This is a genomic window from Pseudomonas sp. 65/3-MNA-CIBAN-0223 (assembly GCF_040310425.1).
GTDB classification, from domain to species: domain Bacteria; phylum Pseudomonadota; class Gammaproteobacteria; order Pseudomonadales; family Pseudomonadaceae; genus Aquipseudomonas; species Aquipseudomonas gregormendelii.
The window spans coordinates 118673-132098 of record NZ_JBEOPV010000013.1; the positions used below are offsets into that span (position 1 = coordinate 118673).

Consider the following 13426-nt stretch of genomic DNA (forward strand, 5'->3'; position numbering starts at 1 on the left):
ATCTTTTGACTTTAAAACCTTAGCGCGCCGGAGGATTCTCGCCCAGCGGCACCACAGCCATGGTCAGGCGCGACACGCAACTGGCCTTGCCCTCGTCACTGGTCAGGCGGATATCCCAGACGTGGGTGGTACGGCCGATGTGAATCGCCCTGGCCACTGCCGTCACCCGGCCACTGCGCAGGCCACGCAGGTGGTTGGCATTGATCTCCAGGCCAACGCAGTAGAACTTGCTGGCGTCGATGCACAGGTAACTGGCCATCGACCCCACGGACTCGGCCAGCACCACCGAGGCGCCGCCATGCAGCAGGCCATAGGGCTGGTGAGTGCGATGGTCGATGACCATGCTCGCGGTCAGGGACTCGTCGTCGAACGCCTCGAAGCGAATATCCAGCACCTCGCCAATGGTGTTTTTCTGGATAGCGTTCAACTGCTCAATGTTCGGGGTGGTGCGCCACAGGCTCATCGCTGACATCCTTTGTTGGTTTTGTTCGTCAATCAATCCTGCCACAGCACGGTATCGTTGCGCTCGCTCCATTCCTCGAACCGGCCACCGTAAGCCGCTTCGATCACATTGCGCTTGATCTTCAGGGTCGGCGTGAGGAACCCGTTCTCCACCGCCCAGCTGTCCCTGACCACCACCAGGCGGCGCAAGCGTTCATGTTTATCCAGGGCGCCATTGACCTCCTCCAGGAGTTTTTCCAGGCTCGCATGCAGGCCCGCGCGACCAGTGCCCCCAGCGTCCTGCTGGCCGACGGCGGACAGCACGCACAAGCCCAGCGGCGCGCTCAAGCCATCGCCCACCACGCACACCTGCTCGATGCGCGAGTGCACCGCCAGGCGATTTTCGATGGGCGCCGGGGCCACGTATTTGCCTTTGCTGGTCTTGAAGATTTCCTTCAGGCGTCCGGTCAGGCGCAGGTTGCCCTCGGCGTCTTCCTCACCTTTGTCCCCGGTACGCAGAAAGCCGTCGGCGGTGAGGGTGTCGGCGGTTTTCTCCGGTTCCTTGAAGTAACCGAGCATGGTCGCGCCGCTGCGTACCAGTACTTCTCCGGAGGGTTCGATACGTACCTCGACATCGGGGCAGGGTTTGCCGATCCAGCCGGGTTTCTGCTGGCCGGGCAGGCAGATATGCGAGTAACCACAGCTTTCGGTCATGCCGTAGACCTCCAGCACATCCAGCCCAAGCTTGCGGTACCACGGCAGCAACGTCTGCGGCACCGGAGCTGCGCCGGATAACGCGACACGCAACGCATCCAGGCCAAGCCCGGCGAGCACTCTGTGCCCCACGCGTTTGCCAATGATTGGCAAACCAAGCAGGAAATCCAGGCGCTTTGCCGGGATCTTGCTGTAGACGCCCATCTGGAATTTGGTCCAGATCCTGGGCACCCCAAACATGGCCGTGGGCCGGGCGCGTTGCAGGTCGGTCAGGAAGGTGTCCAGGCTCTCGGCAAAGAACACCGTTTGCCCGGTGTAGATCGACGCCAGTTCGACGAACATCCGCTCGGCCACGTGACACAGCGGCAGGTAGGACAGCAAGCGGTCAGACTCGTTGAGGCCGAACAACTGCGTGCCCCGGCTCGTGGCGAAACCCAGATTGGCGAAGCTGTGCATCACGCCTTTGGGCATGCCGGTGGTGCCGGAGGTGTAGATGATGGTCGCCAGTTCGTCTGCGGCAGGTTTGGGATCGTCCTGTATGGGAGAACTGGCCTGCAGGTCGGCCCAGCTGAAATTGAAAGTACCCGCAGGGTGCAGTGGCAGGCTGATGGTCGGCAGATGGGCGGCAACGCCCCGGGACATGCCTGGCCAGTCGTCGAGCTTGCCAATGAACGCCAGCGCCGCTTCGGAATGCTCGAGCACCTGGCTCACCGATTCGGCAGTCAGATTGGGGTAGAGCGGAACAGACACATGGCCGGCCATCCAGATCGCCAGGTCGGCAATGATCCAGTGCGCACAGTTTTTCGAGATCAGGGCGATGTGGCTGCCTTGGGGCAATTCCCGAGCTCGCAGCCAGTGGGCAGCGCAGCGTGCCTGATGGCCGACGTCGGCCCAGGTCAGCGTTTCAACCCGTCCGCCGCCCGTGGGTTGCACCAGATAGCGCTGGCGGGGATGGCGGGCTTCACGCTCGTAGAAGACATCCAGAGGCAATCGAAAAGCGCCAGACATGCGACTCGCTCCTTTTATTGGTCTGGAGCAAGCGTAGTCAACCAAGCGATTGCTTGGTTGGTTATTTTATTGCTGTATGAACGAGGCTTGCCCGCGATGGGGTCGCCTCGGTGGCCAGTTGTGCGTCAGTGCATTCATCGCGGGCAAGCCTTGCTCCCACGGCGATCGCTACAGAATCAAGGATGCTTGATACTGTTGAGCTTCATCGCCCCCGCGAGCGGTAAATCGCCCTCCAGCTCAGCCAGTCCGGCCGTAGACACTCGCTCCGGATCCTGCACATGACCATGCTGCAGATACCCGAGCAGATTGCCCACCAGCGGGTTATGACTCACCAGCAGCGCATAATCGACAGATACCAGCTGCTCCGCCACGGCTTGTGGGCGGGAATCGGGAGTGAGCCAATCGACCGTGCGAATATCCGGCTTGAAACCCAGGGCTTCACGCACCAGTTCTGCCGTCTGCTGCGCACGCTTGAAAGGACTGGCGTAGATCGCCGTCAACGGCTCGCTGATTAACAAAGCAGCGCTGCGCAACACTTCGGCGCGGCCACTCGCCGTCAATTCCCGCTCGGAATCAGGACGTGTGCCGTGCGGCTCAGCCTCGCCATGGCGCAATACCCACAGTTTCATAGTTTCGGTTCCTCATCTCGGGCCGGATGCGGGGCTGGCGGCACTGCGTGCGGCGCTTCACCCTCAGGTGCGCGCGGCGTCGGCCAGTCGGCGAAAGGCCAGGGCTTCTGGTCACTGTGGAAGCTGCCGAAACGACCGATCTGCGCCAGGAACTGGCTCAGGCTATCGCCGAAGTTCATCAGGCTGGCGCTCGGGGCACCGTAGATCAAACGATAGATCAACTGAACCAGCACCACTGCGCCAAGGATGAATTGCGCGACTTGCCAGACCAGCACGTAAACGATCATCCACAGCACGCGTAGCAGAATGGACTCGTACTTGGCTTCTTCTTTTGGTTCGTTCATTTCTCGCTCCCTGATTCAATAGATTGGACGTGCGCAGATAAATTCAGTTGAAACCACTGGTAGAAATGAAGTCGACGTCGGTTTTCGGTTCGCCGCGCATCAACAGCCCGATCACCTGCTCAAGCGTGCGCCCTTCAAACAATATCGCGTGCAGTCCGGCGACCAGCGGCATATATACGCCCACTTCCTGAGACTTGACCTTGAGCACCTTGAGCGTGTTAACGCCTTCGGCGACCTCGCCCAGGCGCGTCACCGCGTCTTCCAGGCTCAAGCCCTGGCCAAGGGCAAAACCCACCTGGTAATTTCGGCTTTTGGGCGATGAACAGGTAACAATCAAGTCGCCAACCCCGGCCAACCCCAGGAACGTCATCGGGTTGGCACCCTGGTTCACTGCAAAGCGGGTCATTTCCGCCAGTGCCCGGGTGATGAGCATGCTCTTGGTGTTTTCACCCATGCCCAGCGCGACCGCCATGCCAGCGATGATCGCGTAGACGTTTTTCAACGCCCCGCCCAATTCCACGCCGTAGCGGTCGGCACTGGCATAAACGCGGAACGTGCGGCCATGCAACGCCGCCTGCACGCGCTGGCACAGCTCTTCGTCTTCACTGGCCACCACTGTGGCGGTCAGCGCATGCTCGGCAATCTCCCGGGCGAGGTTCGGCCCGGAGATCACGCCAATGCGGGCCTGCGGGGCGATTTCCTCAAGGATCTGGCTCATCAACTTGAAGGTGTGGGCTTCGATGCCTTTGGTCAGGCTCACCAGCAACTTGCCGCTCAAACGTTCGGCATGCGGCATTAGCACCGCGCGCAACGCGCTGGAGGGCAGCGCGACGAAACACAGGTCGCAGGCGTCCAGCGTGGCCTGCAGGTCGGTGACCGGCTCCACTGCTGGCAAAATCTTGATGCCCTTGAGGTAACGCGGGTTCTCACGATTGACCCGGATGGCCTCGGCCTGCTCCGGATCTCGCATCCACTGTCGGACCTGATGCCCGTTTTCAGCCAGGAGATTGGCCACGGCGGTACCAAAACTTCCGCCTCCCAGGACCGCGATTGGGCGCTGTTCAGTCATATGCAATCCGTTAATCCATACCAATGGCGATGCCGGCATTATACGGAGCGTCCCGGTCGCGGCCAGCCCTCACGTCAATTAGCCTCGCGAACCGGGACACGCGCAACAAATCCTGGGAAATACCGGCATCCTCCATGGAAAAGTCGACCGGCTCGGTTAACATGCGCGCCCATTCACCACGATCAGGGATGTGTTGTGTCATTTGGTTCCACGTCATCGCGCTCGCCGCTGGTTCTGGCGCTGGTTTTCAGCTCGCCATTGCTGGCAGACGACCTGTTCCTCGACGGCGAACCCTTGCCGCAAGTCCTGACGGCGACTCGGCTGAAGCAGTCGCCGGCGGCGGTACCGGGCAGCATGACGGTGATCGACAGCCAACTGATCACGGCCAGCGGCGCCCGGGACATCGGCGAACTGCTGCGCCTGGTGCCGGGGATGATGGTCGGCAACATCAGCGGCAACCAGGCAGCGGTGAATTATCACGGCACCAGCGCCAGCGAAGCACGGCGCATGCAGGTGCTGATCGATGGTCGCTCGGTTTATCGAGCCGGCTTGTCCACAGTGGACTGGAGCGATATTCCGGTGCCCATGGACGACATCGAGCGCATCGAGGTATTCCGCGGTCCGAACACCGTCAGCTACGGCGCAAATGCCTTGATGGCGGTGGTCAATATCATTACCCGCCGCCCCGCCGACAGCCATGGCTCCCGGATGAAAATTATCCGCGGTCAGCGTGACATCAATGATTACTACGCCAGCCAGGGCTTGGGCTGGGATTCCGGCGATCTGCGCCTGTCGCTGTCCGACCTGCAAGACGACGGCTTTGACTCTGACCGCAACGGCGCCGACTACCGCGACAGCCGTCGCCTCAACCGCATCAACCTCGCCGTGAGCCAGACACTCGATGAACGACAGAGCATTGACTGGCAGCTCAACGCCAAGGACGGCAGCAACCAACGGCCGTACACCTACAGGCCGGTGTTCTCGGGGATTACTGACGCTGGGAACAATTCCGACGTAGTTGCCAAGACCTACGCAGGCTCACTGCGCTGGAACCTCGACGTCGATCCCGATCACAGCCTTTATATCCAGGGCACCGCCCAGCACTGGGACCGCCAGCAGACATGGCGTGCCTGCGATGCCGAAGTGTCATTCAGCCCGGAACTGACCCGGCTGTGGCAGCTCAACCCCAACTACACCGAAGCGCTGGCGCGCAATATTGCACGCTTCACCACCACCGGTGCGCCGCCGGGCCCGGCTGCGGAACGGGAGCTGGGCAATCAGGTGCTGGGGCAATGGAACAACGGCGCCCGCCAGACCCTGTGCGGCGATATCGACCAGAGTACCCGGGAATCACGCTTCGACCTGGAATTGCAGGACACCCTGAGCCTGTCCGACGGCCTGCGCCTGGTCAGCGGCCTGAACTATCGTTACGACCGGGCAGATTCCGAAACCTACTTCAATGGCACCCTGAATGACACTACCTGGCGCGCGTTCGGCCAACTGGAGTGGCGCGCCACCGAGCACTGGTTGCTGCAGGGCGGCGCCATGTTCGAAGACACCCGGTTGATCGGCAGCTCCCTGACCCCGCGACTGGCCGTCAACTACCTGATCAACCCGCGCCACGGCCTGCGGGCCGTGTACTCCGAAGCGATCCGTTCGCCGGACATGTTCGAGAACAACGTCGACTGGAGCTACCGGGTAACCAACCTGCGCCCCAGCGCATACGGACAATCCAGTGCGCGCTATTTCGTCAGGACCCGAGGCCCCGGTGACCTCGAGCAGGAACACATGCGCTCCCGGGAGCTCGGCTACAACGGCTACTTCATCGAGCTGGGGCTGGCGCTGGACGTAAAAGTGTTCCACGACGAAATCAGCGGGATGATCAGCGAACCTTTGCGCAACAATCAGTACATTGCCAGTAACGCCAACCAGGCCCGCTTTACCGGGGCCGAAACGCAAATGGACTGGAGCATCAACCGCACCGACCGCCTGCGCCTGACCTATGCCTACGTCGATGCTCACGCGAGCAATCCGGAAGATGAACTGCAGACCGCGCGCAACAGTGGCTCGGCCGGCTGGCTGAGAGACTGGGGGCACGGCTGGAACAGCGCCCTGTTCTACTACGGCGACGATGCGCTGAACGGCTACCGCTTCGAACGGGTCGACACACGTATTGCCAAGCGCATTCAGCTGGGTAAAGCCAGCCTGGAACTGGCCGGCGTGCTGCAGCAGCGCCTGGACCATCAACCCACCACCTTTATCGACAACCAGTACGACCAGCACCAGGTGATGTACTTCAGCGCGCAGCTGGAGTTTTAGAATGCCAGGTCGTTTGTCAGGGAAGACGCCGACCATTGGCCGCCTGTTGGCCGGTTTGTGCCTGGCCATTGGCGGCCTGCTGAACCTGCTGACGGCAAATGCCGCCGACATTCTGCTCACCGGCGCCGACGACAGTCCCGGCATGCGCTCCTTCGCCGCGGCACTGAGCGAGCGGCGGCCGGGCGACCGGGTCCGTTTTGAAGCACTGGCCAATCTGCCTGCGCCGGGAAAACTGCCACGCGACACCCGACTGATACTGCTCGACCCGCCAAGTCTCGACTGGCGCCTGCAGGATGCCCAAGGCCCGCCAACACTGGTGTTGCGCATCAGTCGTCTGCAGGCACGACAGCGCCTGGGCTCCGCCCTCCCCCAGCACCTGAGCCTGCTGTGGAGCGATCCGCCACTTGAACGCCAATTGCGCCTGATCCGCATTCTGTTGCCCCAGGCAAAACGGATCGGCGTGCTCTACGACCAGCACAGTGAGTTCCTGATCAAGGAACTGCGCCAGGCTGCGGCCCCCCTGCGCATGGAGATCGTCGCCGAGCACTGGGACGACATCAACGACAGCCGCCCCCTGCAAAGCCTGTTGAAAAACAGCGACGTGTTGCTGGGCCTCGACGATCCGGACCTGTACAACCCCAAGACCGTCAAAAACCTGCTGCTTAGCAGCTATTCACGGCAAATGGCGCTGGTCGGCCCCAACGCCGCCTTCGTCAAGGCGGGCAGCCTCGCCAGCACCTAAAGCGACCAGAACGACTGGCTGGCCGTGCTCGACCGGTTGCTCGACCGCTCGCCAGCCACCTGGCCACGCACGCACTATCCCGATCGGTTCAAAGTCCTGAGCAACCCGCAGGTTGCTCGTTCATTAGGTATTGAACAGATCAATGAAGCATCTGTCGCAACACAGTTGGCCGAAGGAGTAAGCCGCCCGTGACCTTCCATCGTCGTTGGGACATCAACACCCGCACGCAACTGATCAGCCTCGGCCCTGCCCTGTTGCTGACGCTGCTGTTGATCAGCTTTTTTACCTTCGTGCGCATCCAGGACTTGCGCCAGGAGCTCAATCACACCGGTCAGCTGATTGCCAACCAACTGGCGCCCGCCGCTGAGTATGGCGTCATTTCCGGTAACAACGAGGTGCTCGAAGGCCTGCTCAAGGCCACCCTGGCCACGCCCAATGTGCGTTTCCTTGAAGTCCAGGACAGCGCCAACCGCATCCTGGTGTATGTCGAGCAACCTTCCGAAACCCATAACCGTTCACAGCAGGTCGAAGTGTTCCAGGCCCCCGTGCGCCTGCAACGGATCGCGCTCAACAACGATTTCTTCCAGAACAGCCGAGTTGCCAGCATCGCCCCCACCGAGGACTACCTTGGGCGGGTAATCGTCGGCCTGTCGAACGACGCATTCAATCAGCGCCAGCAGGAAATCCTGCTCAAGGCCGCGATCCTGGCATTGTTTGCGCTACTGTTTACGTTCCTGATCGCCAGGCGCCTGGCGGGCAGCCTGTCGCAACCGATTCGCGACATCGGCAACGCGGTCAAGGCCATCCAGGAAGGTGACTACAAGACGCCCCTGCCGATTGTCGATGATACCGAGCTGGGCGCACTGTCCCAGCACATCAACAACCTCGCCAGCGGCCTCGAACAAGCCAGCCGCGAACAGCACCAGGCGATGGAGCAGCTGATCCAGACACGCGAAGAAGCGGAGAAGGCCAACAACGCCAAATCCGACTTCCTGGCGATGATGAGCCACGAACTGCGCACCCCGATGAATGGCGTGCTGGGCATGCTGCAGTTGCTCGAAACCACCGAGATGACCGACGAACAGGTCGAGTATGCAGCACTTGCTTCGGAGTCCACCGAACACCTGCTCAAGGTGATCAACGACATCCTCGACTTTTCGCGAATCGAGCGTTCCGCGCTGGAGCTTGAGCACATCCCGTTCAACCTTGCGGACCTGATCAGCAGTTGCGCCCAGACGTTCCAGCACAGCGCGGCGCAGCGTGGGCTGGAGTTGGCGCTGCTGATCCCCGAAGACATGAGGCCGCTGCAGGTTCAAGGCGACCCGACGCGCATCCGGCAGATTCTGGTGAACCTGGTCGGCAATGCGCTGAAATTTACCGAGCACGGTCGCGTCAGCATCGAAGCGCAATGGCAATCGCTCGATCATGAGCTGTTGTGGTTGACCTGCACCGTGCGCGACAGCGGCATCGGTATTTCGGCCGAAAGCCTGGAGTTGATGTTCAACGCATTCCAGCAGGCCGACAGCTCCATTTCCCGGCGCTACGGCGGCACCGGGCTGGGCCTGCCGATTGCCCGTACCCTGGCCGAACGCATGGGCGGCACCTTGCGCGCCAGGAGCGAAGAAGGCCTGGGCTCGGTGTTCACCCTGGAAATTCCCCTGGCGCTGTACAAGCAGAAGCTGCCTGTCATCACGCAGCGCCTGCCGGCGGACCTGGGGGGTGGCATGGGACGCAACGTGCTGCTGGTGGAGGACAATCCGGTCAACCAGACCGTCATCGAAGCAATGTTGCGCAGTCTGGGCTTTACTGTCAGCGTCGCCGTTGATGGTGCACAGGCGGTACGCAGCGCCGAAAGCCTGATGTTCGAGGCCATCCTGATGGACTGCCGCCTGCCGGTCATGGACGGCTACGAGGCCACCCGGGAAATCCGCAAACTGCCCGGCTGCGACAACGTGCCGATCATCGCCCTGACCGCCAACGCCCTGCAGGGCGATCGCGAAGCGTGTTTAACGGCGGGAATGAACGATTACCTGGCCAAGCCCTTCAAACGCAATGACCTACAGCAAATTCTGCAACGTTGGGTGCAGTAGTACAGGCCTTTTGACCATCTGCGACTGGCGTGAAAGGCGAAAGTGCGGCAGTCTTAGGCACCCGAACAGGCCCGAAAAGGGGCTTGAAAAATAATTTCAGTGCACAAGTGTACTTTCATGTCCTTGGTGCTGTGACTTTCACCACAACGCAATAGTCTATGAGTAGGCTGCTGACTCGAGGCATTAAACGCTTCGATCGGCCGGGAAGATTCGCCCCACCTGCCGCATCGGATTATTGAGGAGCTCGCATGACCAAACAAAACGCCTTTACTCGGGAAGACCTGCTGCGCTGCAGTCGCGGTGAGCTGTTCGGCCCAGGTAACGCGCAACTGCCCGCCCCCAACATGCTGATGGTTGATCGAATCACCCACATCAGCGAAGAGGGTGGCAAGTACGGCAAAGGTGAATTGGTCGCCGAGCTGGATATCACTCCGGACCTGTGGTTCTTCGCCTGTCACTTCGAAGGTGATCCGGTGATGCCAGGCTGCCTGGGCCTCGACGCCATGTGGCAACTGGTCGGCTTCTTCCTTGGCTGGCAAGGCCTGCCAGGTCGCGGTCGCGCACTGGGTTCGGGCGAAGTGAAGTTCTTTGGTCAGGTCCTGCCGACCGCGAAGAAAGTTACGTATAACATTCAGATCAAGCGTGTGCTCAAAGGCAAGCTGAACCTGGCCATCGCCGATGGTTCGGTCAGCGTCGACGGCCGCGAGATCTACACCGCCGAAGGCCTTCGGGTCGGCGTATTTACATCCACTGACAACTTCTAAGGGTTATCCGCATGCGCCGCGTCGTTATCACTGGTCTGGGCATCGTTTCGTGCCTGGGCAATGACAAAGAGACCGTCTCCGCTAACCTGCGTGCAAGTCGCCCGGGCATCCGGTTCAACCCGGAATATGCCGAAATGGGTCTGCGTAGCCAGGTTTCCGGCTCCATTGACCTTCCTCTCGAAGAACTGATCGATCGCAAGATCTATCGCTTCGTTGGCCACGCGGCGGCTTACGCCTACCTGGCCATGAAAGACGCCATCGCCGACTCCGGTCTGACCGATGAGCAGGTCTCAAACCCGCGTACCGGCCTGATCGCCGGTTCCGGTGGCGCCTCCACGCTGAACCAGATGGAAGCGCTGGACATTCTGCGCGAGAAAGGCGTGAAGCGCGTCGGCCCGTACCGTGTCACGCGGACCATGAGCAGCACCGTTTCCGCTTGCCTGGCCACCCCGTTCAAGATCAAGGGCCTGAACTACTCCATCGCTTCTGCCTGTGCTACCAGTGCTCATTGCATCGGTACCGCCATGGAACAGATCCAGATGGGCAAGCAGGACATCGTGTTCGCCGGCGGCGGTGAAGAGGAGCACTGGAGCCAGTCGTTCCTGTTCGACGCCATGGGCGCACTGTCCAGCCAGTACAACGAAACCCCGGAAAAAGCTTCCCGTGCCTACGACGCCAAGCGTGACGGTTTTGTCATTGCCGGCGGTGGCGGCATGGTCGTGGTCGAAGAGCTCGAGCACGCCCTGGCGCGCGGCGCGAAGATCTACGCGGAAATCGTCGGCTACGGCGCGACCTCCGACGGCTACGACATGGTCGCTCCGAGCGGCGAAGGCGCCATCCGCTGCATGCAGATGGCCATGTCCACCGTTGACGCCCCGATCGACTACCTGAACACCCACGGCACGTCGACTCCAGTCGGCGACGTCATGGAGATGAAAGGTGTACGTGAAGTGTTCGGCGACAAGGCCCCGGCCATCAGCTCCACCAAGAGCCTGTCGGGTCACTCCCTGGGCGCCGCCGGCGTTCACGAAGCGATCTACTGCATGCTGATGATGGAAGGTAACTTCATGGCGGGCTCGGCCAACATCGACGAACTGGACCCGGAAGTGGCAGACATGCCGATCCTGACCAAGACTCGCGAAGACGCCACCATCAATACCGTGATGAGCAACAGCTTCGGTTTCGGTGGCACCAATGCCACCCTGGTACTGAAGCGCTGGTCGGGCAAGTAATACGCCCTGCCGCTGCGCTACACAAAAAACGCCCCGACTGGTTCGGGGCGTTTTTTTTGGTTTGGGCGCCGCCATTTCCTGCAGGCGCTGGCGAAACCTGCGATCTTCTGATGTGAAAAATCAGGATCAAAAGATCGCAGGCTTCGCCAGCTCCTACGGGCTATCGTGGGTCAAAACCCTCTTTGAACATGAAGCTTTTGTCATGAAACCAAACGCCCTGCGACCGAATGTCGCGGATTTAAAGGGCTGCAGGGCTTTCTCGATTTTAATGAAAAACTGTTACCCAAATGGTCTGTTTACTTAGCCTGCTATCAAAACTTATAACAGAGACCTGCACATGCCTTGGTGCAGGTAACTGAAATTGGAGCAAGCAGATGACTGTGAAAGTAACTGAACGCGACGATTCACACATGTCCCATGAAGGTGTAGCCGCCGGCATCCGGATCTGGGATGTGCATCAGCAAGACCTGCTGGTCGGCATGTTCCACTCAGAGACCGACGCGCACAACTACAAAGCCGAACTGGAAACACTGGAGCAGCAACGCGAACTTCGTTCCGCCTAGGCGCTGCGCCTGAGTCACTACAGCATTGAAAACGACAAACCCCGCCATGAGCGGGGTTTGTCGTCGTTGGGCGCTCTAACGGCTTACCACATCAAGTCGTCAGGGATCTGATAGGCCGCGTATGGATCGTCTTCGGCAGCGACTTCTTCGGTCTGCACATTCATGTAGACGATACGTTGCGGATCCCGCTCCTGGATCTTCAGGGCTGCCTCACGCGGTATGACTTCATAGCCGCCGCCGTGGTGCACGATCGCCAGCGAACCGCTGCTGAGCTTGTTGCGCATCAGCGTATTGACGCAGATCCGCTTGACCTTCTTGTCGTCGACGAAGTTGTAGTAGTCCTCGGTCGTCAACTTCGGCAGGCGCGAGGCTTCGATCAGTTGCTTGACCTGTGCGGCACGGGCCTTGGCCTCTACTTTCTCTTGCTGCTGACGATTGAGCTCCTGGTCACGCTTGACCTTTTCGGCCTGCGCCTCCTGGGCCAGGCGCTGCTGGGTATCATCCTGCTCGGCCTGACCTTTATGGACCAGACGCTGCTGCTTCTGCTTTTCTTTGCCGACCTGTTTGGCCTGCTTCTGGTTGACCAGCCCTGCTTTGAGCAACTGGTCGCGAAGGGAAATGCTCATGGTGCTTAGTACTCACTTAGGCAACTGCTCAACCGCAGTTGGGCATATTCTTTTCCTGGCGTTTGGCTTCGCCCCACAAGGCGTCCAACTCTTCGAGGGTGCAATCTTCCATGGGACGGTGGGTGTCGCGCAATGCCTGTTCGATGAATCGGAAGCGTCGTTCGAATTTGCCGTTGGCGCCGCGCAGTGCGGTTTCCGGATCGACCTTGAGGTGGCGCGCCAGATTAACCACGGAAAACAGCAGGTCGCCAACCTCATCGGCCACCGCCGCAGGGTCGTTATCGGCCATGGCCTGGAGCACTTCATCGAGTTCTTCACGAACCTTGTCCAATACCGGCAAGGCGTCCGGCCAGTCGAAACCGACCTGCGCTGCGCGCTTCTGCAATTTTGCCGAACGGGACAGTGCGGGCAACGCGGCAGGCACGTCATCGAGCAGTGACAGCTGCTGGGGCGTCGTGCACTGCTCGGCGCGCTCTTGGGCCTTGATCTCTTCCCAGCGCTGCTTGACCTGTTCCTCGCTCAAGCGCGGAACATCCAGCGGCGCGTACAGATCGCCAGTAGGGAACACGTGGGGATGACGGCGAATCAGCTTGCGGGTGATGCTATCGATGACGCCGGCGAATTCGAAGCGCCCTTCTTCCCGCGCCAGCTGGCTGTAGTAAACCACCTGGAACAGCAAATCCCCCAGTTCACCCTGCAAGTGATCGAAATCCCCCCGCTCAATGGCGTCGGCCACTTCGTAGGCTTCTTCGAGGGTGTGCGGGACGATGCTGGCGTAGGTTTGCTTGATGTCCCAAGGGCAACCGAACTGCGGGTCGCGCAGGCGGTTCATCAGGTGCAGCAGATCTTCAAGTGAATACATCAATCAATCTCTATCCGCTCTTT

The 13426-nt window shown here is 60.5% G+C and carries 13 protein-coding genes and 1 pseudogene; 6 read left to right on the forward strand and 8 right to left on the reverse strand.

Annotated features, from left to right (window positions below; all coding sequences use genetic code 11):
- Positions 1-19: 19 nt before the first annotated feature.
- From AAEZ09_RS17870 to AAEZ09_RS17895, 6 genes are all read right to left on the reverse strand, one after another.
- Positions 20-463 (reverse strand): hotdog fold thioesterase, encoded by a 444-nt coding sequence (locus AAEZ09_RS17870; protein WP_045061759.1) that lies wholly within the window; start codon positions 461-463, stop codon positions 20-22.
- Positions 464-495: 32 nt separating this feature from the next.
- Positions 496-2163 carry an AMP-binding protein gene (locus AAEZ09_RS17875; protein ID WP_350600228.1) on the reverse strand — a complete coding sequence of 556 codons (1668 nt, stop codon included), beginning with the start codon at positions 2161-2163 and terminating at the stop codon, positions 496-498.
- A 176-nt stretch (positions 2164-2339) separates the two neighbouring features.
- Positions 2340-2792, reverse strand: coding sequence for a phosphohistidine phosphatase SixA (gene sixA / locus AAEZ09_RS17880; protein WP_045061761.1), 453 nt, complete (start codon positions 2790-2792; stop codon positions 2340-2342).
- The gene (locus AAEZ09_RS17885; RefSeq protein WP_045061762.1) at positions 2789-3136 is read right to left on the reverse strand and encodes a DUF4389 domain-containing protein; all 348 of its coding nucleotides are present in this window, start codon (positions 3134-3136) and stop codon (positions 2789-2791) included. The genes sixA and AAEZ09_RS17885 overlap by 4 nt, the downstream gene beginning before the upstream one ends.
- Positions 3137-3179: 43 nt before the next feature.
- Positions 3180-4205 carry an NAD(P)H-dependent glycerol-3-phosphate dehydrogenase gene (locus AAEZ09_RS17890; RefSeq protein WP_045061763.1) on the reverse strand — a complete coding sequence of 342 codons (1026 nt, stop codon included), beginning with the start codon at positions 4203-4205 and terminating at the stop codon, positions 3180-3182.
- A 10-nt stretch (positions 4206-4215) separates the two neighbouring features.
- Positions 4216-4407, reverse strand: a complete 192-nt coding sequence (locus AAEZ09_RS17895) for a hypothetical protein (RefSeq protein ID WP_350600230.1) — start codon at positions 4405-4407, stop codon at positions 4216-4218.
- Here AAEZ09_RS17895 and AAEZ09_RS17900 point away from each other — a divergent pair.
- From AAEZ09_RS17900 to AAEZ09_RS17925, 6 genes and pseudogenes are all read left to right on the forward strand, one after another.
- Positions 4401-6524, forward strand: coding sequence for a TonB-dependent receptor plug domain-containing protein (locus AAEZ09_RS17900; protein ID WP_350600231.1), 2124 nt, complete (start codon positions 4401-4403; stop codon positions 6522-6524). The two genes, AAEZ09_RS17895 and AAEZ09_RS17900, sit on opposite strands and share 7 nt — an antisense overlap.
- A gap of 1 nt (position 6525) precedes the next feature.
- Positions 6526-7458: pseudogene (locus AAEZ09_RS17905) on the forward strand (ABC transporter substrate-binding protein).
- Positions 7455-9356, forward strand: coding sequence for an ATP-binding protein (locus AAEZ09_RS17910; protein ID WP_205893465.1), 1902 nt, complete (start codon positions 7455-7457; stop codon positions 9354-9356). The pseudogene AAEZ09_RS17905 and the gene AAEZ09_RS17910 overlap by 4 nt, the downstream one beginning before the upstream one ends.
- 248 nt (positions 9357-9604) lie before the next feature.
- Positions 9605-10120, forward strand: a complete 516-nt coding sequence (gene fabA / locus AAEZ09_RS17915) for a 3-hydroxyacyl-[acyl-carrier-protein] dehydratase FabA (protein WP_010211704.1) — start codon at positions 9605-9607, stop codon at positions 10118-10120.
- An 11-nt stretch (positions 10121-10131) separates the two neighbouring features.
- Positions 10132-11352, forward strand: a complete 1221-nt coding sequence (gene fabB / locus AAEZ09_RS17920) for a beta-ketoacyl-ACP synthase I (RefSeq protein ID WP_045061767.1) — start codon at positions 10132-10134, stop codon at positions 11350-11352.
- 374 nt (positions 11353-11726) lie between these two features.
- A complete protein-coding gene (locus AAEZ09_RS17925; RefSeq protein WP_045061768.1) occupies positions 11727-11915 on the forward strand; it encodes a hypothetical protein in 189 nt (62 codons plus the stop codon).
- 83 nt (positions 11916-11998) lie between these two features.
- Here AAEZ09_RS17925 and AAEZ09_RS17930 read toward each other — a convergent pair whose 3' ends face one another.
- Positions 11999-12541 carry a DUF2058 domain-containing protein gene (locus AAEZ09_RS17930; protein ID WP_045061769.1) on the reverse strand — a complete coding sequence of 181 codons (543 nt, stop codon included), beginning with the start codon at positions 12539-12541 and terminating at the stop codon, positions 11999-12001.
- 28 nt (positions 12542-12569) lie between these two features.
- Positions 12570-13403 carry a nucleoside triphosphate pyrophosphohydrolase gene (gene mazG / locus AAEZ09_RS17935; RefSeq protein ID WP_045061770.1) on the reverse strand — a complete coding sequence of 278 codons (834 nt, stop codon included), beginning with the start codon at positions 13401-13403 and terminating at the stop codon, positions 12570-12572.
- Between the last annotated feature and the right edge of the window lie 23 nt (positions 13404-13426).

Excerpts from the sequence above, each read along its gene's own strand:
- AAEZ09_RS17875 (WP_350600228.1), bottom strand. The coding sequence starts at position 2,163 with ATGTCTGGCGCTTTTCGATTGCCTCTGGATGTCTTCTACGAGCGTGAA.
- AAEZ09_RS17895 (WP_350600230.1), bottom strand. The coding sequence starts at position 4,407 with ATGACACAACACATCCCTGATCGTGGTGAATGGGCGCGCATGTTAACC.
- AAEZ09_RS17930 (WP_045061769.1), bottom strand. The coding sequence starts at position 12,541 with ATGAGCATTTCCCTTCGCGACCAGTTGCTCAAAGCAGGGCTGGTCAAC.
- AAEZ09_RS17885 (WP_045061762.1), bottom strand. The coding sequence starts at position 3,136 with ATGAACGAACCAAAAGAAGAAGCCAAGTACGAGTCCATTCTGCTACGC.
- AAEZ09_RS17870 (WP_045061759.1), bottom strand. The coding sequence starts at position 463 with ATGAGCCTGTGGCGCACCACCCCGAACATTGAGCAGTTGAACGCTATC.
- mazG (WP_045061770.1), bottom strand. The coding sequence starts at position 13,403 with ATGTATTCACTTGAAGATCTGCTGCACCTGATGAACCGCCTGCGCGAC.
- AAEZ09_RS17925 (WP_045061768.1), top strand. The coding sequence starts at position 11,727 with ATGACTGTGAAAGTAACTGAACGCGACGATTCACACATGTCCCATGAA.
- fabA (WP_010211704.1), top strand. The coding sequence starts at position 9,605 with ATGACCAAACAAAACGCCTTTACTCGGGAAGACCTGCTGCGCTGCAGT.
- AAEZ09_RS17890 (WP_045061763.1), bottom strand. The coding sequence starts at position 4,205 with ATGACTGAACAGCGCCCAATCGCGGTCCTGGGAGGCGGAAGTTTTGGT.
- sixA (WP_045061761.1), bottom strand. The coding sequence starts at position 2,792 with ATGAAACTGTGGGTATTGCGCCATGGCGAGGCTGAGCCGCACGGCACA.
- fabB (WP_045061767.1), top strand. The coding sequence starts at position 10,132 with ATGCGCCGCGTCGTTATCACTGGTCTGGGCATCGTTTCGTGCCTGGGC.